This is a genomic window from Pedobacter sp. AK013 (genome assembly GCF_014205835.1).
Classification (GTDB): domain Bacteria; phylum Bacteroidota; class Bacteroidia; order Sphingobacteriales; family Sphingobacteriaceae; genus Pedobacter.
Genome location: NZ_JACHCQ010000062.1, coordinates 1 through 23,306 on the forward strand (window position 1 = coordinate 1; position 23,306 = coordinate 23,306).

Sequence of the window (23,306 nt, forward strand, 5' to 3'; positions counted from 1 at the left end):
TAGGTGTGGTAACTCAAATATAACACTACAAAGGGTAGACTTAAAGCTACCCTTTTTTATAAACAAAAAAATATTTCTCCGGACAACAGTGAACTAAATTCAGCATGACGAAATAAAATAAGCCATTGAAAACTATAAACCCACATATCGGAATACTGGTTGCGTTAACCGTAATTACCTGTTGGTTGGTTTCTCTTTATTTCCTGCTTATATGGGATTTTTCCTGGAGCAATCCTTTGGTTTATCTGATGATTGTTGTTCAGATGCATTTGTACACCGGTTTGTTTATCACCGCCCACGATGCTATGCACGGAACGATATCTCTGAACTCAAAAGCAAATAATTTTATTGGTTACCTTTGCGTTTTTCTCTACGCAGGTTTTTTTTATAACCGTTTGTATGCAAAACACCACCAGCACCACCAGCATGTACATAGCGAAAACGATCCTGATTTTGCACCACATGGCTTTTGGAAATGGTATTTCCGTTTTATGCTAAATTATGTCACGATAATTCAATTGGTGGTTATGGCCATAGCCTATAATGTTTTGAAAATCTGGGTTGATGAAAAGAACCTGCTGTTGTTTTGGGTGCTGCCATCCTTATTAAGTACTTTTCAACTGTTTTATTTCGGAACTTATTTGCCTCATAAAGGGGAACACGATAATGAATATCATTCTTCAACCTTGCAGAAAAATCATTTTATCGCCTTCTTTACCTGTTACTTTTTTGGTTATCATTTAGAACATCATCAAAAACCAGGCATACCCTGGTGGCAGCTTTATAAAACGAAGCTATAATGGTGGTAGTGGTGTCAGATGGTAACTGTCTGACAGTTCACTATAGCGAGCCAGGTTAAACAAGCGGGGAATAATTGCCATTAATATTATTTTTCGTTGACGAAAAAATGTTTTTCATCACTTTTTAACATAGGTTAAAAACAATAAATACGCGATATTTGCGCAAATAACATATTTTAATATCAATGAGCAAAAAGGGAATTTTACTGGTAAATTTAGGAACACCCGATAGTACGGCAACAACCGATGTCAAAAAGTATCTTGATCAGTTTTTGATGGATGAAAGGGTAATCGATATTCCTAAACTGAACCGTACACTATTGGTTAAAGGGATTATTGTTCCTTTCCGTAGCCCTAAAACTGCTAAATTATACCGCGAAATATGGGGTGAAAACGGTTCGCCGCTTTTGTATTATAGCAAGTTGCAGGCTAAAATGCTACAAGAAAGATTGGGTGATGAATACCATGTCGAATTGGCCATGCGTTACCAAAGCCCATCCATTGAGTCGGCACTGGCAAATTTAAAAGCAGGTTTGGTAGAGCGCATACAGGTAATACCGATGTTTCCACAATATGCTTCTGCCAGCACTGGTTCAGTAATACAACTGGTAATGGAATTGGTGAGCAAGTGGCCAACGGTTCCACCAATCTCGTTTGTTAATTCATTCCATGATAACGAATTGATGATTAAAGTTTTTGCAGAAAATGCTAAAAAGCATCATGTAGAAAGTTATGATCATGTGTTGTTTAGCTTTCATGGCCTGCCTGAGCGTCAACTTTTAAAGTGTGATCATACCGGTAGTTATTGTTTAAAAAGCGCCGATTGCTGCCAGACATTAAATGATACCAATAAATTCTGTTATTCTGCACAAGGGCATGATACGGCCAGATTAATTGCAAAAGAATTAAATCTATCAAAAGAGCAATATACTGTTTGTTTCCAATCCCGTTTAGGTAAAGAGCCGTGGGTGCAGCCTTACACTACTGATGTATTGAAGAAATTGGCTGCCGAAGGCAAAAAACGTCTTTTGGTTTTTAGTCCTGCTTTTGTAGCCGATTGTTTAGAAACACTTTACGAAATTACGGTAGAATACCATGAAGAGTTTAAGGCTTTGGGTGGCGAACATGTTCAGCTGGTAGAAAGCTTAAACGATAGTCCTGTGTTTATCGAGGCTTTGGCCGGAATGATTAAATAGTTTAACTATGGCAAGTTTTATTATTTTAATGGGCGTTTCAGGAAGTGGAAAAACAGTAATTGGAAAGGCTTTGGCGCCGAGAATAAATGCCGAATTTATAGATGGCGATAACCTGCATTCGCAACGCAATGTTGATAAAATGGCTTCAGGAGTCCCATTAACAGATGCCGATCGTTTAGATTGGCTACAGCTGATTGCAAAAGTTGGCCGTGAACATGTTGCCCATGGTACAAGTTGTATTATTGCTTGTTCTGCACTTAAAAAATCTTATCGCAATTTGTTAAGAACAGATAATGCATCACTTCGCTTTATTTATTTAAAAGGAAGTTTCGATTTAATTCACAGTCGGATTATTAAGCGTTCTCATCAATATATGCCAAGCACTTTATTGAAAAGTCAGTTTGAAACATTAGAAGAGCCACAATCTGATGAACAGGATGTAGTAACGGTTTCAATTGATCAGGGTATTCCCGAAATCGTGGAGGAAATTGCTAAGACCGATCTGATTCCGTAATCATCGAAATAATCTGATCGGTTGCCCCTTTTTTATCCATAACATATTTTTTAGCCTGCTCTGCAGCGTTTTTATTTTCTACGAAACCTTCAAGCGCATGTATTAAATCAGTTATGGAGGTGATGCTTTTTGCGGCACCAATGGCAATAAGATCTTTTGCTTCCTGAAATTTATCGTATTTCGGACCGAAAATTACAGGCAAGCCAAACGCTGCAGCTTCTAGGGTGTTGTGTATTCCCGTTCCAAAACCACCACCAATATACACTACATTTCCATATTGATATAATGAGGAGAGCATACCAATGTTGTCAATGATTAAGATTTGAGATTTGAGCGCTGAGATTTGAGAACTTTCACCTGCTAACTGCGTACTGAAAACCGAAAACCGTACACTGCCAACTGAAAACTGTTTCTCAATACTTTCGATATGGCTTTCGTGGATCTCGTGTGGTGCAATGATAAACTTCCAGTTGGGATATTTTTCAGGCAAAGCCGATAATATTTTTTCATCCTCAGGCCAGGTGCTTCCACAAACTAATGTAGGGGAGTTGCCGATAAAGCTTTCGATCAGTATAAGCTGTTTGGGTGATTGCGCATTTTCATAAACACGATCGAAACGGGTATCGCCATTTATGGTTACATTATTTAACCCGATCGATTTTAAAAGATTTTTACTTTCTTCATTTTGTACAAAAAAGTAAGTAACAGATTTTAAAATATTGCGGTAAAAGCTGCCGTACCATTTAAAAAATGCTTGACTTTCTCTAAAAATCCCGGAAATCACATATAAAGGAATGCCTTGATCTTTTAATTCCTTAAAATAAAAATGCCAGAATTCGTATTTGGTAAAAATGGCCATTTCAGGATTAATGCCTGCTATGAAACGTTTGGCATTAGCTGGGGTATCAATAGGGAGATAAAATACATCTGCCAGGGCATAATTTTTTCTGATTTCGTATCCCGAAGGAGAGAAAAAAGTTACCACGATTTTCTTAGCAGGATAAAGGGCTTTTAGCTTTTCTAAAACTGGCCTGCCCTGTTCAAATTCTCCCAAAGAGGCAAAATGAAACCATATCTGTTTTTCGCTCGGATTAATTTTCTGAGCAATTTGTGTATAGACGTTTTTACGGCCATTTATAAACAGCTTCGCTTTAGGATTGAATAAAGAAAATATCCTGATAAGCAAAGTGTAAAGCCGAATTCCGATTATGTAAAGCAAAAGCATTAGTGTAATTTCATATCTTCGTGCCAAGATAAAACGAATATATTTAAAAAGCTTAAAAATATGCGGAAGCCTCATGATTTGGCCTGTCATTCAATATAATAAATAGGCAGATTATGATTGCTCCATTGCAGCTAAAATAACAGAGCTTGCGAGCTCATTAAAAACCGATGAAAAACAATTTAATTGTTTAATAAATTAACAGATGAAGATAGCCGTTATTGGTACCGGATACGTAGGTTTAGTTACCGGAACCTGTTTAGCAGAAACAGGAAATGATGTAATATGTGTTGACATTAACGAAGCAAAGGTAAAACAAATGCAGGCTGGTGAAGTGCCGATTTACGAGCCCGGTTTAGATCTTTTGTTCCATAGAAATATAGAACAGGAAAGGTTAACCTTTACAACAAGCCTTGCTGATGCCGTAAAAGAGGCGCAGATTATTTTTATGGCTTTGCCAACGCCTCCGGGTGGAGACGGCGCTGCTGATCTTTCTTATATTTTAGGCGCTGCAAAGGATATTTCCAAACTGATTACCGAATATAAGGTCATTGTAAATAAATCAACTGTTCCCGTTGGAACGGCCGATAAAGTAAAGGCTGTTTTTACCGAAAATACTTCGATTGAAGTAGATGTAGTATCAAATCCTGAGTTTTTAAGAGAGGGGGTGGCTGTTGATGATTTTATGAAACCTGATCGCGTGGTTTTAGGAACCAAAAGCGAAAGGGCCAAAAAACTAATGGCCGAATTATACGGCCCTTATGTACGCCAGGGGAATCCAATTCTCTTTATGGATGAGCGTTCGTCTGAACTGACTAAATACGCAGCAAATTCTTTCCTCGCCACCAAAATTACTTTCATGAATGAGGTTGCCAACCTTTGCGAACTTGTTGGTGCTGATGTTGATTCGGTAAGAAGGGGCATAGGCGCTGATGACCGTATCGGTAAACGCTTCCTTTTTCCTGGGGTAGGTTACGGCGGTTCGTGTTTTCCGAAGGATGTTCAGGCTTTGGTGAAATCATCTGATGATTATGCCTACGATTTTCAGATCCTGAAATCGGTAATGGAGGTTAACGAAAGACAAAAAACAATTCTTGTTGATAAGGTGTTGAAATATTATAAAGGTGATATAAAAGGCAAACATTTTGCGCTTTGGGGTTTGGCGTTTAAACCAGAAACAGACGATATCCGCGAGGCACCGGCCCTATATATTATCGATGCATTGATTAAAAAGGGTGCTACCGTTACCGTATTCGATCCGGAGGCAATGGCCAATGTTAAAAATGTTATTGGCAATCAGGTAAACTACGCCAAAAACCAATACGAAGCTTTAGAAGGGGCTGACGCACTATTGATTGCGACTGAATGGTCGGTTTTTCGTAATCCTGATTTTGATAAAATCGATAGCTTTTTAAAAAATAAAGTGGTTTTCGATGGTCGAAATTTATATGATTTACAAAAAATGATCGATCTTGGCTATTATTATAACAGCATAGGTAGAAAATTAATAGATTAAAATGGGGCAGAAGAGAATATTGATTACAGGTGCAGCCGGATTTTTAGGCTCACACCTTTGTGATCGTTTTGTGAAAGAGGGTTATCATGTTATCGGAATGGATAACCTGATTACGGGCGATATGGCAAATATCGAACACCTGTTCAAGCTGGAGAATTTTGAGTTTTACAACCACGATGTTTCTAAATTTGTACATATTCCAGGCAAACTTCATTACATTTTACATTTTGCTTCGCCCGCAAGCCCGATAGATTATCTTAAAATTCCGATCCAGACACTTAAAGTAGGTTCGTTAGGCACACATAACCTTTTGGGTTTGGCCCGTAATAAAAATGCAAGAATGCTCATTGCTTCAACTTCTGAAGTTTACGGCGACCCAAATGTAAATCCTCAGCCAGAGGAATATTGGGGCAATGTAAATCCCGTTGGTCCACGTGGTGTTTACGACGAGGCCAAACGTTTTCAGGAAGCTATTACTATGGCCTACCATACTTTCCATGGCGTAGAAACCAGAATCGTTAGGATTTTTAATACCTATGGGCCGAGAATGCGGCTGAATGACGGTCGTGTTTTACCTGCTTTTATTGGCCAGGCTTTAAGAGGCGAAGATTTAACTATCTTTGGCGACGGAAGTCAGACACGTTCTTTCTGTTATGTTGACGATCTGATTGAAGGGATTTACCGTTTATTGATGAGCGACTATGCACAACCGGTAAACATTGGTAATCCGGATGAAATTACCATCAAGCAGTTCTGTGAGGAAATTATCAAACTTACAGGTACTACGCAGAAAATCGTTTATAAAGAACTTCCGCAGGATGATCCTAAGCAGCGCAGACCGGATATTACCAAAGCGAGAGAGATATTGGGATGGGAGCCCAAGATAGGCCGCGCCGAAGGATTGAAGATTACATACGAATATTTTAAATCATTGCCTGCAGAGGCTTTGGAAAAGATAGATCATAAAGATTTTACCACATTTAACCGTTAAAATGGCAAAAATATTAGTTACTGGCGGAACAGGATACATAGGTTCGCACACAGCAGTAGAGTTACACAACGCAGGATATGAAGTTGTAATTGTTGATAACCTTTCTAACTCGAATATCAAAATTTTAACCCAGCTTCATGCAATCACTGGCAAATGGTTTGATTTTCATGAAATCGACCTACAGGATGATAGAGCAGTTCAGGAATTTGCAGAAAACCATACTGATATTGATGGAATTATCCATTTTGCAGCATCAAAAGCCGTTGGTGAATCAGTAGAACAACCCTTAAAGTATTATAAAAACAATTTTTACGGTTTAATTAATCTATTAACCTCGTTTAACAGGAAGATTAATTTTGTGTTTTCTTCATCTTGTACCGTTTATGGTCAGCCAGAAACTTTACCTGTAACTGAGGCTGCACCTGTACAGAAAGCTGAATCGCCTTATGGTAATACCAAACAGATTGCCGAAGAAATTTTGGCAGAAACTGCAGCAGTAACACCAGCGTTAAATGTTATCGCTTTACGTTATTTTAACCCGGTTGGCGCGCACGAAACTGCTTTAATTGGCGAATTACCAAATGGTGTTCCTGCCAACTTGGTTCCGTTCATCACGCAATCGGCCATTGGCAAACGCGGTCCGATTACCGTTTACGGCGATGATTATAATACGCCTGATGGTTCTGCCATCCGCGATTATATCCATGTGGTTGATCTGGCAAAAGCACACGTTGCAGCCATCAAAAAATTAGAAGAAGGAAACCCTAACGGTAATTATGATGTTTTCAACATTGGAACGGGTAAAGGTTCTTCCGTTTTAGAAATTATTGCAGCTTTCGAAAAAGTGAATGGAGAAAAGCTTGAATATAAAATTGGCCCAAGAAGGGCAGGTGATATTGTTCAGATTTATGGCGATGTACAAAAATCGAATAACGAGCTAGGCTGGAAAGCTAATCTTGATATCAATGAGATGATGCGCTCGGCATGGGAATGGGAAAAATACATTAAGGCTAACCCTTTTTAAATGAAGTTATCTGAGCACAAAGATTTAAAAACTGCCATAACAGAATTGCCTGTTAAAGAAAAAGACAAGCTCTTGTTGCGTTTGGTGGCCAAAGATAAAGTGCTTACAGAACATCTCCATTACAAATTATTGGAAGATGAAACCGATCTCGAAGATCGAAAGGAAAGAATTAAAATCGATGTTAACGAACAGATTTCTGAACTGAAAAAACTAAACGCCAAAGAGGCATTGGTAAAAGTAAGGAAAATGATCACATCGGTTAACCACTTTTACAAAGTAACAAAAGATCCCGTTGGTGAGGTAGAACTAAAATTGTTTATCCTCAACGCTATCCCTTTCGATTATAAGAAATCAATTTTTGGTTACCGCGATTTTATGATGCTTTTTAGTATTTTTTACTTAAAAACTGTCGCGGTAACCCTTAATAAATTCAAAAAACTACACGAAGACCTGCAGTTCGATTTAAGTGAAGACTTAAATAATTTGCTAGCTAAAATCTATTCCTCTAAATTAGCTGGTGCGGCAGAAGCAAGCAATTTACCAAAAGAGATCAGCTAAATTATGACCAACTATTATGTTCGGATTGTTTAAAAAGAAAAAAATAGCACCCGAATTTAATTTTTCAGGTATTAAGACTGATATGCATTCGCACATTATTCCGGGGATTGATGATGGCGCACAAAACCTTAAAGATTCATTGCTCCTGGCCAAAAAGTTTAAGGCTCTAGGTTATCAGAAACTGATTGCTACGCCACACATCATGGCCGATTATTTTCGTAATACGCCAGATACCATTAACCGTGGATTGGATATTTTAAGAAAGGGTCTCGAAGAAAACGAAATCGGTTTGGAAGTTAATGCCGCAGCCGAATATTACCTGGATGAAACACTAGAAAAGAAAATCAGGCAGAAAGAGGTGCTTACTTTTGGCGAAAATTACCTTTTGTTCGAACTTTCTTATATCAATCCGCCTCAAAACCTGATCGATTTTATAAAAATGATGCAGGATGCTGGCTATAAACCCATTTTGGCCCATCCCGAACGGTATCCTTATTACCACAACGCTTTTGAAAGCTATCATCAGATTAGAGAAACTGGTTGCCTTTTGCAGGTAAACGGTATTGCGCTAACAGGGTATTATGGTACTGGGGCAAAGAAAGTAGCGGGAGAAATGGTAGAAAACCATATGGTCGATTTTGTAGGCAGTGATATGCACCATGTAAAACATGCTGCAGCGCTCGAAGATAGTCTTAGTACACCATTAATGCAACAATTGCTTACTCAGGCTCAGTTGAATAATGCATTGCTGTAAGGTTCATTTGTCATTAGTTCATTGGTGCTGTATATCGCGTACAAATTGCCTTAATTGTTATTGTCTTTTAACATTAAACGAGGTTCGATTAATATTGTTCTTTTTTGCATGAATGGTCGTCACCCTGAATTTATTTCAGGGCCTCCCTTGCAAATAAGATGCTGAACTGAATCTGATAGTGATTGGATCAACATAACGAGACGACTGGTCTAGAGCGATAAAAGCAGGTACTTGCAGGAAAATCGAACTTAGATTATCAACCATGAACTAGTTAACCATTGACCAATGGACAAGTGAACCAACTTACTCGTACCTCAAAGCCTCCACCGGATCTAGCTTTGATGCCTTTTTAGCGGGATAATATCCAGATAGAATTCCTACGAACACACATAATACAAAGCCGCCAATAATAAATAACCAGGGAATTAGAAATGCACCACCCATGGCCAGAGAGATCAGGTTTCCTAAAACTATTCCCAGAAAAATACCTAAAGCACCCCCCATTAAACAGATTACCACAGCCTCGATTAAAAACTGGCGACGAATTACTTTTGGATTGGCTCCAATGGCCTTACGGATTCCAATTTCGCGCGTACGTTCTGTTACCGATACCAACATGATATTCATTAACCCGATTGAGGCACCGATTAATGTAATAATTCCGATGGCTACCCCACCTATGGCAACAAATGCCAGGTTTTCGAATAAAGTTTGGGCTATTGCATCACTCTTTGTGATTTCGAAGTTATTGGTTTCGTTCACTTTTACCTTACGGATATTTCTGAATAACGCAGTAGATTCGCCAATAATGTTTTCCTGCATCTCATTGCTAGGTACCATTACCGTTATCGTATAAGAAGGGTTGGCATTGGCGTTAATCTGCTTTGCTTTTAGCAGCGGTACATAAACAGCCCTATCGCCACTAAAGCCCATACTCGATCCTTTTTTCTCTAATATACCAACAATTTTAAAACGGTTATTGCCTACATTAATCAGCTTATCTAATGGATCTGAATCTTTAAATAATTTTTCAACCACTTCGCCGCCGACAATACAAACGTTACTTCCGAGTTGTATTTCAGAAACGCTAAAATTTCTTCCCTGTGATAAATTTAGACCTTGAGAGGCTAAACCATTTTCATCTATACCTTGAACGTTGATGTTTGGATTTGTTTTTAAACTGCCGTATTTGATGGTAGAACCACCACTGGCAAATACACTTACGGCAACAGTTGCCGGGGTATTCAAGCTATCTTTAAATTTAATGGCATCTTCATAGCGGATGGCTTTAAAAGGTTTTGGCCGTTTACCATTTCCAATTCTAATTCCTGTGCCACGGTTTCTGATGGTAAATGAGTTGGCCCCCATGCTACTAAAAGCATCAGTCATACTTTTCTTTACAGCATCAAGAGTGGTTAAAATCCCAACCAAAGCCATTAAACCAATGGCAATAATTAAGGCGGTAAGCATAGTGCGCAAGCGGTTTGCTTTAATAGATTCTAATGCCAGTCTGATGTTTTCTCTGTAATTCATTTATTGTAAGTATCAAGTATCGGATCGGGTATTGAGTATCAAGATGGATTAACCCTATACCTTTTGCCTGCAACCGCTATGGGTAAAAATAAAAAAAGTCCCGATGTTTAGACAAGGGGACTGCACTATATGTTACAATAATATTTTATTTATGCCGAGAAACTCGTACCACAGCCGCAGGTGCTGGTTGCATTAGGGTTAACAAAGGTAAAACCACGTGAATTTAACCCATCCTGCCAATCAATCATCATGCCCATTAAGTACATCTGGTGCGCTTTGTTCATGAAAACCTTAATGCCGTCTATAAAAAATTCCTGATCGCCATCTTTTTTCTGATCAAAACCTAAAACGTAGTTCATACCGGCACAGCCGCCACCTTCTACGCCAACACGCAACCCATAATCTTCACCAATCTCCTGTTGATCCTTTAATTTATATAACTCTTTAGCTGCTCCTTCTGAAAAAGTAACTGGTGCAAATGCTGTATCAACTGTTGTGCTCATGTTATTTAAATTTTATCTGTTACAAATATAAATAATAATGCACATTTTTGCTTTTAACGGTCTGTTAATATTACCGTAATTAAACAATACTTATGAATACCCAACAAATTTTAGTTGATATAGTAATCTTATTTGCAGGCATTTTCATTGCACTAATGGCTGTTTACTATATTTTAAGGAGTGATATCCAGCGTTTCTTTAATTTAAAAACCATCGAACTAAACAAAGAAAGCCGGGCGCATATTTTACCCTTACGCTTACAGGCACACGAACGTTTAATTATATTTATCGATCGGATTAACCCTGCTAATTTACTTGTTCGCCTGCACCAGCAAGGAATTGCCATGGCTACTTTACAAGCTGGTATTTTAAATGAAATCCGCTCAGAGTATCAGCATAATATTACCCAGCAGTTGTATGTAGATAGTGCAATCTGGGCTGTAGTGCGAAAATTAAAAGACGATACCATTGCCATGATTAATAATGCAGTACAGGGTTTACCTGCCGGTGAAAATGGAATTGAACTGAGTAAAACAATTTTACAGCATATGGCCAGTATTGATGAAAATCCATATGACTTAACGATCGAGCTGATCAAAAAAGATATCCATAGTTTGTTTTAAGAGGAATTAATCATTTAAATTGGTTAACTGTTTTAGATTGATCTGCAGATATGCACAGTTAACTAACTTAACTTAATGAACCAATGACCATTGAACTAACCAATTATGAGCGAAAAAAAGCATATCACCACTTCAGGCATTGAAATAAAAGCGCTGTACACCGAGGCGAAGTCGATGGACGAGCGTCCGGGCGAATTTCCCTTTACCCGGGGAATCCAAAAGGATATGTACCGGGGGCGCCTATGGACGATGCGGCAATATGCTGGTTTTTCAACCGCTGAAGAATCGAACAAGCGTTATCACTATCTATTGGCGCAGGGAACAACAGGACTATCGGTTGCTTTTGATCTTCCAACACAAATTGGTTACGACTCCGATCATGAAATGGCTGATGGAGAGGTGGGCAAGGTGGGCGTGGCTATCGATTCGTTAAAGGATATTGAAATTTTATTTGATGGCATTGAGTTGAAAGACATCACTACTTCGATGACAATTAATGCAACGGCTTCAATTTTATTGGCTATGTATATTGCATTGGCCAAGAAACAAGGTGCAGATTTAAAGCAGATTTCAGGAACGATACAGAACGATATCTTGAAAGAGTATGCTGCAAGAGGAACTTATATCTATCCACCAAAGCAATCAATGCGTTTGATTACCGATATTTTTGAGTTTTGCAGCAAAGAAGTTCCAAAGTGGAATAACATTTCTATATCCGGATACCACATCCGTGAGGCTGGATCTACTGCTGTGCAAGAACTTGCTTTTACATTAGCTAATGGTAAAACCTATCTAAAAGCTGCTTTAAATAAGGGTTTAGATATTAATGTGTTTGCAAAACGCTTATCGTTTTTTTTTAATTGCCATAATAATTTCTTTGAAGAAATAGCTAAGTTCAGGGCTGCAAGGCGCATGTGGGCTAAGATTACCAAGGATTTGGGTGCTACAGACGAAAAAGCGCAGATGTTAAGATTTCATACCCAAACCGGAGGCTCAACCTTAACTGCGCAACAACCATTAAATAATGTGATCAGGGTAAGCAATCAGGCTATGGCTGCTGTTTTAGGCGGAACACAATCCTTACATACTAATGGCTACGATGAGGCACTTTCACTTCCAACAGAATCGGCAGCAAAAATTGCCTTACGTACCCAGCAGATCATTGCCTTCGAAAGTGGTGTCACGGATACTGTAGACCCATTGGCGGGATCGTTCTTTGTAGAAAGCCTAACCGATGAAGTAGAGGCTGCAGCCTGGGCCTATATCGATCGGATAGACGTTATGGGTGGTTCTGTTAATGCTATAGAAAGCGGTTATATGCAAAATGAGATTGCCGATGCATCTTATCAATATCAAAAAGAAATCGAAAACGGCGAAAGGATCTCCGTAGGCGTAAATAAATTTACGCAGGAGGAAGAGGGCCTGACTGAAGTTTTTAATATTGATGATTCTATCCGTAAGCTGCAAGCTGAAAAACTGGAACATTTAAAAACAACCCGCGATAACGATGCCGTAGAAAAAGCATTGCAAAGGTTGCATGAAGCTGCTAAAGGCGAAAACAATTTAATGCCATTGATTATAGATGCGGTTGAAAAGTATGCTACACTCGGCGAAATTGCAGATGTGTTTAGAAGTACTTTTGGAGTTTATTAAGTAAACTTAAACATTCCGGTTTTTGGGCTTCATTCCAGGTTAAAATTAAAGGTATTCTGCTTTTGATGGGGTGATAATATAATGAACAGATATCTTGTTCATTTAAGTTAAAACAGTGGGCCAAACTGTCGTAAAATTCATACAATAATAACGGGTAGTGAAATAGTTTAAATAATCGGCTCAAATTAATATTAATTTATTTATCTTATGGCTTTGATATTCAGTTTATTCGAGATTAAGAAAAACTAAAACGCTTAACTAATGCCTAAAATGGCTTAGATTTTGCTTTTTTAACAGAAACTCGAAATGATGAGGGTGTATTGATGTTAAATGATGGTTAATGTGGATAACCGATGTTAATAAATAGTTATCAACATAAAAAATTGAGGTTAAGCGGGCTACTATATTCCTTATCAGTATGTTACGATTTATTTGAAATTTTTGTTTAAAATGTTGATAATTTTCTCAATATTCGTAGTCCCTAAACGGACCATCCCTTTAATTCGAATAGGCACTGTAAACCAATAAATTATAGAAATCGCAATGGAAAAAACTTGTACAGAAGTATGGAAGAACTGTCTTCAAATTATTAAGGATAACATTCCGAGCCAAAGTTTCAAAACTTGGTTCGAGCCAATAACGGCCCTTAAATTAGAAGGTAAGGTTTTAACTATACAGGTGCCAAGTTTGTTCTTTTACGAATGGCTTGAAGAACATTATGTAGGCTTGCTACGCAAGACTGTAAAAAAACAACTTGGAGAGGATGGCAGGTTGGAATATAACATCGTTGTAGATAAATCATCAAACAGCGGTAATCCTTATACTACCAATATGCCCTCAAATGGAAATGGAGCGGAGGCAAAGGTACAATCGATGCCGATTCCGGTTTCCATTAATAAGGATATTAAAAACCCATTTATTATCCCTGGATTAAAAAAATTAAATGTTGATCCACAATTAAACGCTAACTACACTTTTGAAAATTATATTGAGGGAGATTGCAACCGCTTGGCGCGTTCTGCAGGTTACGCTGTAGCTGCTAAACCAGGGGGCACATCTTTTAACCCTTTAATGATTTACGGTGGAGTAGGTTTGGGTAAAACACACCTGGCGCAGGCGATCGGTAATGAGATTAAACGCAGCATGCCAGATAAATTGGTGATCTATGTAAGCTGTGAGAAATTCTGCCAGCAGTTTGTGGATTCATTAAAAAACAACACCATTAACGATTTCGTTAATTTTTATCAGGCAATGGATGTGATCATTATGGATGATGTGCACAACTTTGCAGGTAAAGAAAAAACACAGGATATTTTCTTCCATATTTTTAATCACCTACATCAATCGGGCAAACAGGTAATCTTAACATCTGATAAGGCACCGAAAGATTTGGCTGGTTTGGAAGAGCGTTTATTAAGCCGCTTTAAATGGGGTTTATCTGCAGATTTACAGATTCCTGATCTGGAAACGCGTATTGCCATTTTAAGAAAGAAGATGTACGCTGATGGTATTGAGTTACCAGGTGAGGTGGTAGAATATGTTGCACACAACATTGATAACAATGTGCGTGAGCTGGAAGGTGCCATGGTTTCGTTGCTGGCACAAGCTACTTTGAACAAAAAAGAAATCGATTTAGCGCTTGCTAAACAGATGTTGAAAAACTTCATTAAAAATACTTCTAAAGAAATTTCGATGGAGTACATCCAGAAATTGGTTTGCGAGTATTTCGAAGTTCCTGTTGATATGGTGAAATCACAAACACGTAAACGCGAAATTGTTCAGGCACGTCAGATTTCGATGTATCTTTCTAAAAGTCACACTAAATCATCATTGAAAACAATTGGAGCTTTCTTTGGTGGCCGTGATCATAGTACGGTAATTTATGCTTGCCAAACCGTAGAAGATTTAATCGATACCGATAAAAAGTTTAAAGCTTACGTGCACGATATCCAAAAGAAATTAAAAATGAGCTAAACTAAGGTTCGGGAACAGAAAGGTAGAAGGGTTTAAATAAAATCTTTCGTTCAGGTTCAAAAGTTTATTCAATTATAACAAAGGCCCGATATTTTATCGGGCCTTTGTTATAATGTGTTTTTTTTAATATTTAAAGCTTTTCCAGTTCGGCTAAGCCGTAGTGCAAGGCCGCAACATGTAGTGCCTGGGCTATTTTATTGTCATTGATTAATTGTTTAACCTCATCAATGGTGTATTCCTCAACATTTAATATTTCATGTTCGTCTAAATGCTGTTCATGGGTTTTAATCCCTCCTGTTAAGAAATAAGTAAAGGTTCTGTTGTTTGATGTTGCAGGATTGGGGTAAAGCTCGGCAATAAGCTTGCACGTTTTAAAACTGTAACCGGTTTCTTCTAAAAGTTCGCGTTTAACAGCAAACTCTGGCGCTTCATCTCCATCAATCACACCGCCTGGCACTTCAAGCGAAACAATATCGGCAGCATGGCGGTACTGGCGCACCATAATTATTTTCCCTTCAGCCGTTAATGCAATGGCATTAACCCAATTTGGATACTCCAAAACATAATAGTCGTCTTTTATGATACCATCCGGAAGTTTAACCTCATCTACCCTTAAAGTAGCCCACTTTTCTCTCACTAAATATTTAGAGGCAATTTTCTGCCACTTTTCTATAATCATTTAATTTATTTATGTTAATTGATTTTACTCCAAACTAAAAACGTCAATTCCTAACTGATATACTGTTGTATAGTTTTCTGACGGTGCAAGTTTACCAAATGTACAATCTTGCGCCGATCTGACAAGTATTGATATACTAAATTCAGCTTTGGTGCTATCATTTGGTTTCTATTGGGGCTTGTGCCTAATTCATAATATAAGAATTCGCTCAGAGAATCGAGTTTTTCCGGAGGAAGGTTGCCTTCGTCTAACCAATTTTCAAAAACCGAAAGCGCTTCACTTTCCAGAATTTCTTTTGGTAATTGAAAGCCGCCTTCCATAGTTTCGTCAAAAAGTTGATTGGCTTCGGCTAACTTTCCCTCTAACTTTAAACCCATAATCCGAGCCAAAACCTGTGCAAGTTTCTGTATTTCTGCTGTGATTAAATCTCTTCTATACATTATTGTTGTAATGTTTTAATCTGTTGGAAAGTTATTTTTAGTTGGAAGTAGGGTGTTAGAGATCCGAAGATAGTAATTGAATAACTATGTACCAATAGTCAGTCTGCAGTTAACCGATTTAAACAATTAATCAGTTAACCAATTAATAATTACCAGCTTCCGCTGCTACCACCTCCTCCAAAGCTTCCACCGCCAAAACCACCAAATCCGCCACCACCACCAGAAGAACCACCTCCCCAGCCACCGCTGCTTCGGCCGCCGCCACCGCTTCCAAAAAGCATAGCCCAAAACAGTGCATTAGATGCCCCACGTCCGCCGATTACTTCGCTCCCGCCACCGCCACCTTTTCGCATAATGATGATAATCACAATTACGATAATAATAATGATAACGATGCTGCCTGAGCCACTTTTCTTTGAAGAAGCTTTCGGACTATCGTTTTTATATTCGCCTCTGGTATATTTTATAATTGAAGTAGTACCTTCATCTAAGCCGGCATAATAATTTCCTGCTCTAAAATTGGGTTTAATATCGTTATCAATAATACGCTTGGCATAAATATCGGGCAGTGCGCCTTCTAAGCCATAACCCGTTTGAATAGATATTTTTCGGTCGCCAACTGCCACAACGATCATAATACCATTGTTTTTGCCACTTTGGCCAACGCCCCATTTTCTACCGAGCCCTACCGCATATTCATTGATATCGTAATCGCCAACTGATTTTAATATGGCTATGGCAATCTGCGTAGAAGAAGAATCGTTAAAGGTTACCAGTTTATTTTCAAGCGCCTGTTTTTGCTCAGCAGACAATACATTGGCATAATCGTTAACTAAGGTGCTTGGCTTTTCAGGAAAATCCTGCGCAAAAGCGAAAGCAAATAATAAACTGAACAGTGATAATAAGAATATTTTCTTCATCTCTTATTTGTTCTCTAGGTTATCCATAAAAACAATATCGTTTGGCAACTCATTAATATCGCCTTTTTGCGGCGGGAAGAACAAGGCCAGCTTTTCTCCGGCCAATGCTACGCCTGCAATAATGCCATCGGCCAAATTGCCTTTCGCAAAATGTGCTGTCATCGCAATTTTAGTAGTTTCCCAAAAATTTTCAGGTACTACCTGATGAATCCCAACATCGCCAATAATGGCAAATTTATGATCGGCGTGAGCCAAATAAATGAGCACGCCATTTCTTTTTGCTGTTTTATCCATATCCAGTTTAGCAAAATATTCGGTAGCTTTTTCATATGGATCGCCTGCGCAATGTTTGTCAATAGCAATTCTAATTTCTCCAGAAGTAGCTCTTTCTGCATCGGAGATCGCATTTGCTATTTTTTCTTGTTCAATATCTGAAAATAACGACATGTGCTTATTTTGTATGAAGTAAAAAGGGTAATAAATGCTTAGTTAATAAACATTCACTACCCTTATATATTGTGTTCAGAATATTAAAATTCTACTTTAGGTGCATCTTTTGCAGTCGCATCAGCTTCGAAATATCCTTTAGGTTTAAAGCCGAACATGCCAGCTGTTAAATTGGTAGGGAAAGATCTGATTTTGCCATTATATTCTTGTACTGCATCGTTAAAATCTTTACGGGCAACAGTAATCCTGTTTTCGGTGCTTTCTAACTGTGCCGATAAATCACTGAATTGCTGCGTAGCCCTTAGTTCAGGGTAATTTTCGGTAATCGATAGCAATTTACCTAAAGCCTGGCTCAATTGACCTTGTGCGGCCTGATATTTTTGGATGTTTTCTGGCGTTAATTCATCGGCTTTAACCGTCATCTGTGTAGCTTTTGCACGTGCTTCGGTTACAGCAGTTAAAGTACCCTGCTCAAATTTAGCCGCTCCTTTTACAGTAGCTACCAGGTTAGGAATTAAATCCGCTCTTCTTTGATACTGGGTTTGCACAGTTCCCCATTTCGATTTAACGTTCTCATCCAATTTAACCATGCTGTTATACCCGCATGAACTTAAGGTGCTCACTGCAATAACTGCAGCTAAAATTCCAAATATTAATCTTTTCATTTTTATGGTTTTTGTCTTTTTAATAGAATTGATTTATGGTCAATTTACGAATTAGATATCAAATTGCATGCCTTTGTTACACTTTGAATGATTATATGACAGGTTGGCAAGCTTGAAGTAAGGTTTAAACTAATGTTTTTGTTTTGAAGCGCAAAGTCTTTCGCTTTTTTTAACGTTTGTTCCCGCTCCGATCGGGGCTACAAACTTTGGGCTGTGGCACAGAAAACCGGCATAGTAGCAGAAAAATAACCTAATTAAACCCGATCCAACGGATGCCCCCAATTTTTCATTGGGGCAGAAGGGAGAGCGGGACTATAGTTTCCAATGAAATACTGCAATTGCTTTCCAAAAAACATAAAAGCATTACTGTAGTCTGTTAATAGTTTTTATTCATACGCTGAAATCATCAAATATGCTATCAGATATTTATCTTTGTATCGTTCGGGATAAAAACCTGACATGATATGCAAAAAGACATCGAAATTACTTTGCTCCCTGATCAGGTTGAGCAGACTGAAGTTATTAGGCAGAAACTTGCTGAAGGGTTAAAACTTTCCGAAACAAGAATTAAAGGCTACGAAATCCTGAAAAGATCGATCGATGCTCGTTCCAGAAGGGTAATTTTTCGTTTACAGGTAAAAGTTTTTGTTGATGAGGAAGCTATTCCCGAGGTATACACCATTAACTACAAAAATGTAAGCGATGCCAAGCCTGTCATTATTATTGGGGCAGGTCCGGCTGGCTTATTTGCCGCTTTGCAGTGTATAGAGAATGGGTTAAAGCCCATTATTATCGAACGCGGTAAAGATGTAAAGCAACGCCGGAGAGATTTGGCAGCCATAAATAAGCAGGGTTTAGTGAATACCGAATCTAATTATTGCTATGGTGAAGGTGGCGCAGGAACCTATTCGGATGGTAAACTGTATACCCGATCTAATAAAAGGGGCGATATTAACAAGGTGCTACAGGTGTTTGTAAACCATGGGGCGGAAGCGGATATTGCTATTGATGCCCGTCCACATATAGGTACCAATAAACTTCCGCATATTATCACTTCCATAAAAGATACGATCCTGAATGCTGGGGGAGAAGTGAGGTTCGATAGCAGGATGACTGATCTTTTGATCGAATTCGGAAAAGTAAAAGGAATTGAGATAAATTTTGAAGAAAAGTTGTTTGCTGATGATATTATCTTGGCAACTGGCCATTCTGCAAGAGATGTGTACGAGTTGTTGAATAGTAAAAATATCCTGATTGAGGCAAAACCATTTGCTTTGGGCGTACGGATTGAACATCCCCAAGAAATTATTGATTCAGCTCAATACCACTGCGATATTAGATCGGAGTTTTTACCTCCGGCGTATTACAGTTTGGTTGAGCAGGTTGGTACACGTGGGGTATTTTCTTTTTGCATGTGCCCAGGCGGTATTATTGCGCCTTGTTCAACAGGCGAAAATGAAATTGTGGTAAATGGTTGGTCGCCATCTAAACGGAATAATCCTTATGCCAATTCCGGAACAGTGGTTCAGGTTACCTTAAATGATGTTGTGGGTTACGATCCGCTTAGGATGTTGCATTTCCAATCGGAGATTGAAAAAATGGCTTTTGAGGCCGGAGGCGGAAATCTGGTAGCTCCTGCACAACGTATGGTCGATTTTGTGAACAATAAACTATCGATAGATTTACCAAAGAACTCATATCTGCCTGGCACCAAAAGTTCGATGCTGGATAATATTTTACCCGATTTCGTATCAGATAGTTTACGTGTGGCACTACCCTTGTTCGGAAAAAAAATTAAAGGTTATTATACAAATGAAGCCATTTTGGTAGGGGTAGAAAGCAGAACTTCCTCTCCGGTCAGGATTCCGAGAGATAAAGAGACTTATCAGCACCCTCAGATAAAAGGTTTATATCCTTGTGCTGAAGGCGCTGGTTATGCCGGCGGAATTGTATCGGCAGCAATAGATGGTATTAACTGTGCAAATGCAATATTAAATGCATCTTAACAAACTTTATATTTTGCTAATTGTTGTCTAGATATGTTTAATATTACGAACGAAATTAAAAAGGCATTTAATGGCGATGCCTGGCATGGCAACCATGTAATGCAGACTTTAAATAACGTTAACCCTGAAAGTGCGTTTAGCCATTTTATACCGGGCGCACATTCTATTGCCGAAATTGCACTGCATTTAACTGCTTGGACAGAAGAGGCTTCTTCAAGACTGAGCGGGAAACCTGCTGCAGAACCTGCAATGGGCGATTGGCCAGTACCCGAAAGCAGAACGCCAAAGGCTTGGGAACGTATTATTTTTAATTTTAAAATTGCAAATGAAGAACTCATCCGCCTGTGCGAAGGCATAAAAAACAACCAATGGGATGATGAAGTAAAGGGTGAGCGAAATCCCGCTTTGGGAACAGGCGTAACCAATGCAGAGCTTTTAAGTGGTTTAGCACAGCACCATGCTTACCATTCTGGTCAAATTGCTTTGCTTTCTAAGTTTTAGTAACTCACCTGTGTAATTAAATTATAATGAAGAAGACACTTATTATCGGTGCATCACCAGACCCATCAAGATATGCCTATAAAGCAGCCCATATGCTTACGCGCTTTAATCACGAAATTATTAATGTGGGCATAAAGAAAGGAGAGGTTGCAGGCGTAGAAATTGAAAAACCAGATCAGATCCACACTGATATAGACACCATAACTTTATATATTGGTCCGCCTCTACAGGCACAATACCATGATTACATCCTGGAAACAAAGCCCAAGCGGGTAATTTTCAATCCAGGAACTGAAAATTATGAGCTGGAAAAATTATTGGATGAGCACCATATCGAACCTGTTGAAGCCTGTACTTTGGTGTTGCTAAGCACCGGGCAATATTAAAATCTATACACCACGCCCCAGTTTACAAAATCTGCCTGGGCAAAGTGCATGTAGGTTTTGGCTTGTAAGCCAATGTGCGGCGTAATATTAAAAGTAGGTCCAAATGTCCAGTACCAGGTTGCTTTATTCATCAATCTATTGTAGTGGATGTATTTCCCAATCTGTGCTGCAACGGTTACACGCCATAAGTTGATATCAGCGCCAATACTAATACCTGTGCGCCATCTATCATAAGAAGTGCCGTAGTTTTGGAATGTTTCACCATAATTATTCGGGTCAAATACAGTATAATAGTAAACCGCATCGACGCCTGCCTTAAGCGACATCACATCGTTCAGATAAAAATTGTAACCCGCGTATACCCCGCTTTTGTACAAGCTTTTTGTTCTATTGCCAAACACGCCCCTTGCGCCTAAACCCGCACTAAGCTCAATCGAATTACGCTGCAAAGTGGTGTAGGTGCTTTTCTGCTCAGCAGTTAATGTTCTTGGATTGTTTAGTTTAAGCCCGATGTAAACGTTTCCGGTATTTAAGCCGCCATTGGGTACAGTTGCCCCCCCGTTGGATACATGTAAGAAACCCAAACCTAAAAGCAGATCAGTATATTTGCTCATTGGCAGCTCCATTCCTAAGTCCGCCTTGATGGTTTCATTGATTGGGCTTCCCAGAAATCTGTTTTTGGTATTATTAAAGTAATACTTGTTTGTATAGCCCAAGCCAACTCCCGGCGTAAAATTAAACTTTGCTTTTCCTACCCTGAATAATTGAAAGTCCATTTGCGCCACCAGACCATATATCTGCCCAAAAGCATTGGCCGAAGTATCTTTCGTACCTTTCAGTTTGCTCAGGTTTCTGAAAATAAAGCCGATCCCGTAAGATTTCGCGCCACTAAAACCAATCCATTTATCGCTGTTCTGGCTAATGTCCTTAAAATAAGCAGCGTCAAATCCTGTAATCTGATCCTGAAACAAGTGTCCCTGATCATTATTTATATGTGTGCCGAATATGGGTTTAAGAATAATGGAACGGTTTTCTGGCGTAATTTGAGCCTTAGCAAATGCCAAGCCCGTAATAACAAGAATAAAAGAGAGTAGTTGTTTTTTCATTAGCTTTTACTAAAACGGTAAGCAAGACTATAAAAGGCATAACGGTAGCCAGTGGCACTGTTTTTAACTTCGTTCGAAGTAAAGGTAGCAGTATAATTGGCTGTCCAGCGCGCAATAGCGAAAGTTAAACCTACCTGCGTAGTAAAAACAATCGGTTTGGGCTTAAAGGTAATTGGTCCTTTATCGTTCAAAAATAATCCTCCCTGCAAACTCGAATCGAAAGCAACAGCATGTAACTGCGGGCTAACAGAAAGGAAAAGCTCGTATTTGCGTTGCGCTTTATCTGTATGGTTATTACTCACCAAGCTATTAAAGGCTGAGGAGCCGTCCATATCATTGAATCTGCCCAGACGGAACATTGCTCCAAGATTTGCTTTTGTAATTACGTTGCCAGCCGCTGCAGAAGTTGTTCCCGTAATATCGAATATTTTATTATTTGTACTCACTAAAAGCTTATTGTATTCTATGCCTAAGTTTAATGTTGGTTCGCTGTTTAAGCCGTATTCCCATCCTTCAATCTGGTTTTGACCAACCAGTTTATGAAATGCTTTTTGAAACTCTTCGCCCAAAGCATCCTTTCCGGTAATTCCAATCTGCGCAGAAACTTTAAGCATCTGTTTATTTGTGTAAAACCGACTATAATTTGCCTCGCCATAAAGGTATGCCGTAAAAGGGCGGTCGTGTAGGGCGGGATTTGGTGCAAAGCTGTAATAGGGGTTGTATATTTTTTGACCAAGCTCAAAACCGATAATTTCTTTACTTCTACCTGCTTTTAAGTGCTCACCATTTAGCGCGTGCCTATACTTAATAAAAGCACCGTTTGTATAATAACGATCACTGGTAATATCAATGTAGGCATCGTTCTCAGAGATTATAACAAGCTCGTTTTTATAATTTTGCGCATAACCAATTTCTGCTATGCCTATAAATAGCAGAGATAGGTATAATTTGAGCATCAACTTCATTTGTTTGGATGATTTAATAAAGGCATAAAAGTATTAATTATTGTTCAAAAATTCGATACGATGGTTGTCAATTGCTGCTTGAGAACTTCTGGAATCTATTCAGGCTGCCTCTGTTCTATTCCTATACCATATATAATAGTATATGTCTCATGTTTTTTAGCAAAGCAGTTTCCGTGCTACTATATAGGTTTGTTCCTGCTATCTGCTTTACTCCGTTACACTCCGTGCCCGCTCCTATCAGTATCTATGTAATAAAGTGATCTTAGTTCAAGTGGTCTTTAGCAAGCCACAATTGTTAAATTTAAACAAAGAAGAGAACTAAGATCATGA

24 protein-coding genes are annotated in these 23,306 nt (G+C 38.7%); 14 read left to right on the plus strand and 10 right to left on the minus strand.

Features of this window, described 5'->3' with window-relative positions:
- Nucleotides 1-125: 125 nt before the first annotated feature.
- From HDC90_RS24580 to HDC90_RS24590, 3 genes are all read left to right on the plus strand, one after another.
- Nucleotides 126-800 (plus strand): fatty acid desaturase, encoded by a 675-nt coding sequence (locus HDC90_RS24580; protein ID WP_184471186.1) that lies wholly within the window; start codon nt 126-128, stop codon nt 798-800.
- Nucleotides 801-985: 185 nt separating this feature from the next.
- On the plus strand, nt 986-1,996 hold the full coding sequence (gene hemH, locus HDC90_RS24585) for a ferrochelatase (protein WP_184471188.1): 1,011 nt from the start codon (nt 986-988) through the stop codon (nt 1,994-1,996).
- A 7-nt stretch (nt 1,997-2,003) separates the two neighbouring features.
- Entirely contained in the window at nt 2,004-2,510 is a 507-nt protein-coding gene (locus tag HDC90_RS24590; RefSeq protein WP_184471190.1) for a gluconokinase, read from the plus strand.
- Here the strand turns inward: HDC90_RS24590 and HDC90_RS24595 are convergent.
- Complete coding sequence (locus HDC90_RS24595; protein WP_370576670.1) at nt 2,488-3,762, minus strand: 3-deoxy-D-manno-octulosonic acid transferase; 1,275 nt, start codon at nt 3,760-3,762, stop codon at nt 2,488-2,490. The genes HDC90_RS24590 and HDC90_RS24595 overlap by 23 nt on opposite strands.
- Nucleotides 3,763-3,937: 175 nt before the next feature.
- Between HDC90_RS24595 and HDC90_RS24600 the strand changes: the two genes are divergently transcribed.
- The 5 genes from HDC90_RS24600 to HDC90_RS24620 are packed head-to-tail and all read left to right on the plus strand — an operon-like array spanning nt 3,938 to nt 8,575.
- On the plus strand, nt 3,938-5,248 hold the full coding sequence (locus HDC90_RS24600; protein ID WP_184471192.1) for a UDP-glucose/GDP-mannose dehydrogenase family protein: 1,311 nt from the start codon (nt 3,938-3,940) through the stop codon (nt 5,246-5,248).
- Between the two features lies 1 nt (nt 5,249).
- Complete coding sequence (locus tag HDC90_RS24605; protein WP_184471193.1) at nt 5,250-6,239, plus strand: UDP-glucuronic acid decarboxylase family protein; 990 nt, start codon at nt 5,250-5,252, stop codon at nt 6,237-6,239.
- A 1-nt stretch (nt 6,240) separates the two neighbouring features.
- The gene (galE, locus tag HDC90_RS24610; RefSeq protein WP_184471195.1) at nt 6,241-7,263 is read left to right on the plus strand and encodes a UDP-glucose 4-epimerase GalE; all 1,023 of its coding nucleotides are present in this window, start codon (nt 6,241-6,243) and stop codon (nt 7,261-7,263) included.
- Nucleotides 7,264-7,821, plus strand: coding sequence for a hypothetical protein (locus HDC90_RS24615; protein ID WP_184471197.1), 558 nt, complete (start codon nt 7,264-7,266; stop codon nt 7,819-7,821).
- Nucleotides 7,822-7,837: 16 nt separating this feature from the next.
- Nucleotides 7,838-8,575, plus strand: coding sequence for a tyrosine-protein phosphatase (locus HDC90_RS24620; RefSeq protein WP_184471199.1), 738 nt, complete (start codon nt 7,838-7,840; stop codon nt 8,573-8,575).
- Between the two features lie 303 nt (nt 8,576-8,878).
- Here HDC90_RS24620 and HDC90_RS24625 read toward each other — a convergent pair whose 3' ends face one another.
- Complete coding sequence (locus tag HDC90_RS24625) at nt 8,879-10,108, minus strand: ABC transporter permease (protein WP_184471201.1); 1,230 nt, start codon at nt 10,106-10,108, stop codon at nt 8,879-8,881.
- 149 nt (nt 10,109-10,257) lie between these two features.
- The gene (locus HDC90_RS24630) at nt 10,258-10,611 is read right to left on the minus strand and encodes an iron-sulfur cluster assembly accessory protein (protein ID WP_184471203.1); all 354 of its coding nucleotides are present in this window, start codon (nt 10,609-10,611) and stop codon (nt 10,258-10,260) included.
- 92 nt (nt 10,612-10,703) lie between these two features.
- On the opposite strand from HDC90_RS24630, the gene HDC90_RS24635 reads away from it, so the two are divergent.
- The 3 genes from HDC90_RS24635 (at nt 10,704) to dnaA (ending at nt 14,861) form a co-directional block, all read left to right on the plus strand.
- On the plus strand, nt 10,704-11,234 hold the full coding sequence (locus HDC90_RS24635; RefSeq protein WP_184471205.1) for a hypothetical protein: 531 nt from the start codon (nt 10,704-10,706) through the stop codon (nt 11,232-11,234).
- Between the two features lie 105 nt (nt 11,235-11,339).
- A complete protein-coding gene (locus tag HDC90_RS24640; protein ID WP_184471207.1) occupies nt 11,340-12,887 on the plus strand; it encodes a methylmalonyl-CoA mutase in 1,548 nt (515 codons plus the stop codon).
- 543 nt (nt 12,888-13,430) lie between these two features.
- Nucleotides 13,431-14,861 (plus strand): chromosomal replication initiator protein DnaA, encoded by a 1,431-nt coding sequence (gene dnaA / locus HDC90_RS24645; protein WP_121287815.1) that lies wholly within the window; start codon nt 13,431-13,433, stop codon nt 14,859-14,861.
- A gap of 130 nt (nt 14,862-14,991) precedes the next feature.
- On the opposite strand, the gene HDC90_RS24650 is transcribed toward dnaA, so the two are convergent.
- The 5 genes from HDC90_RS24650 to HDC90_RS24670 form a co-directional block, all read right to left on the minus strand.
- Nucleotides 14,992-15,540, minus strand: a complete 549-nt coding sequence (locus tag HDC90_RS24650; protein ID WP_184471209.1) for an NUDIX hydrolase — start codon at nt 15,538-15,540, stop codon at nt 14,992-14,994.
- A 50-nt stretch (nt 15,541-15,590) separates the two neighbouring features.
- Nucleotides 15,591-15,980, minus strand: coding sequence for a hypothetical protein (locus tag HDC90_RS24655; RefSeq protein WP_184471211.1), 390 nt, complete (start codon nt 15,978-15,980; stop codon nt 15,591-15,593).
- 149 nt (nt 15,981-16,129) lie between these two features.
- A complete protein-coding gene (locus tag HDC90_RS24660; RefSeq protein ID WP_184471213.1) occupies nt 16,130-16,900 on the minus strand; it encodes a YgcG family protein in 771 nt (256 codons plus the stop codon).
- 3 nt (nt 16,901-16,903) lie between these two features.
- Complete coding sequence (locus tag HDC90_RS24665) at nt 16,904-17,347, minus strand: TPM domain-containing protein (RefSeq protein WP_184471215.1); 444 nt, start codon at nt 17,345-17,347, stop codon at nt 16,904-16,906.
- A gap of 83 nt (nt 17,348-17,430) precedes the next feature.
- Nucleotides 17,431-18,012 (minus strand): LemA family protein, encoded by a 582-nt coding sequence (locus tag HDC90_RS24670; protein ID WP_039480897.1) that lies wholly within the window; start codon nt 18,010-18,012, stop codon nt 17,431-17,433.
- Nucleotides 18,013-18,476: 464 nt separating this feature from the next.
- Between HDC90_RS24670 and HDC90_RS24675 the strand changes: the two genes are divergently transcribed.
- Genes HDC90_RS24675 through HDC90_RS24685 form a run of 3 tightly spaced genes read left to right on the plus strand, consistent with a single transcriptional unit; the run spans nt 18,477 to nt 20,905 of the window.
- Nucleotides 18,477-20,018 (plus strand): NAD(P)/FAD-dependent oxidoreductase, encoded by a 1,542-nt coding sequence (locus HDC90_RS24675; RefSeq protein ID WP_184471217.1) that lies wholly within the window; start codon nt 18,477-18,479, stop codon nt 20,016-20,018.
- A 33-nt stretch (nt 20,019-20,051) separates the two neighbouring features.
- Nucleotides 20,052-20,519, plus strand: coding sequence for a DinB family protein (locus HDC90_RS24680; RefSeq protein ID WP_184471219.1), 468 nt, complete (start codon nt 20,052-20,054; stop codon nt 20,517-20,519).
- A gap of 26 nt (nt 20,520-20,545) precedes the next feature.
- Nucleotides 20,546-20,905, plus strand: a complete 360-nt coding sequence (locus tag HDC90_RS24685) for a CoA-binding protein (RefSeq protein WP_184471221.1) — start codon at nt 20,546-20,548, stop codon at nt 20,903-20,905.
- On the opposite strand, the gene HDC90_RS24690 is transcribed toward HDC90_RS24685, so the two are convergent.
- Together HDC90_RS24690 and HDC90_RS24695 are read right to left on the minus strand one after the other, a co-directional pair.
- The gene (locus HDC90_RS24690; RefSeq protein WP_184471223.1) at nt 20,902-22,011 is read right to left on the minus strand and encodes an acyloxyacyl hydrolase; all 1,110 of its coding nucleotides are present in this window, start codon (nt 22,009-22,011) and stop codon (nt 20,902-20,904) included. The two genes, HDC90_RS24685 and HDC90_RS24690, sit on opposite strands and share 4 nt — an antisense overlap.
- A complete protein-coding gene (locus HDC90_RS24695) occupies nt 22,011-22,967 on the minus strand; it encodes a lipid A deacylase LpxR family protein (protein ID WP_184471224.1) in 957 nt (318 codons plus the stop codon). Before HDC90_RS24695 ends, HDC90_RS24690 begins: the two co-directional genes overlap by 1 nt.
- Nucleotides 22,968-23,306: the final 339 nt, after the last annotated feature.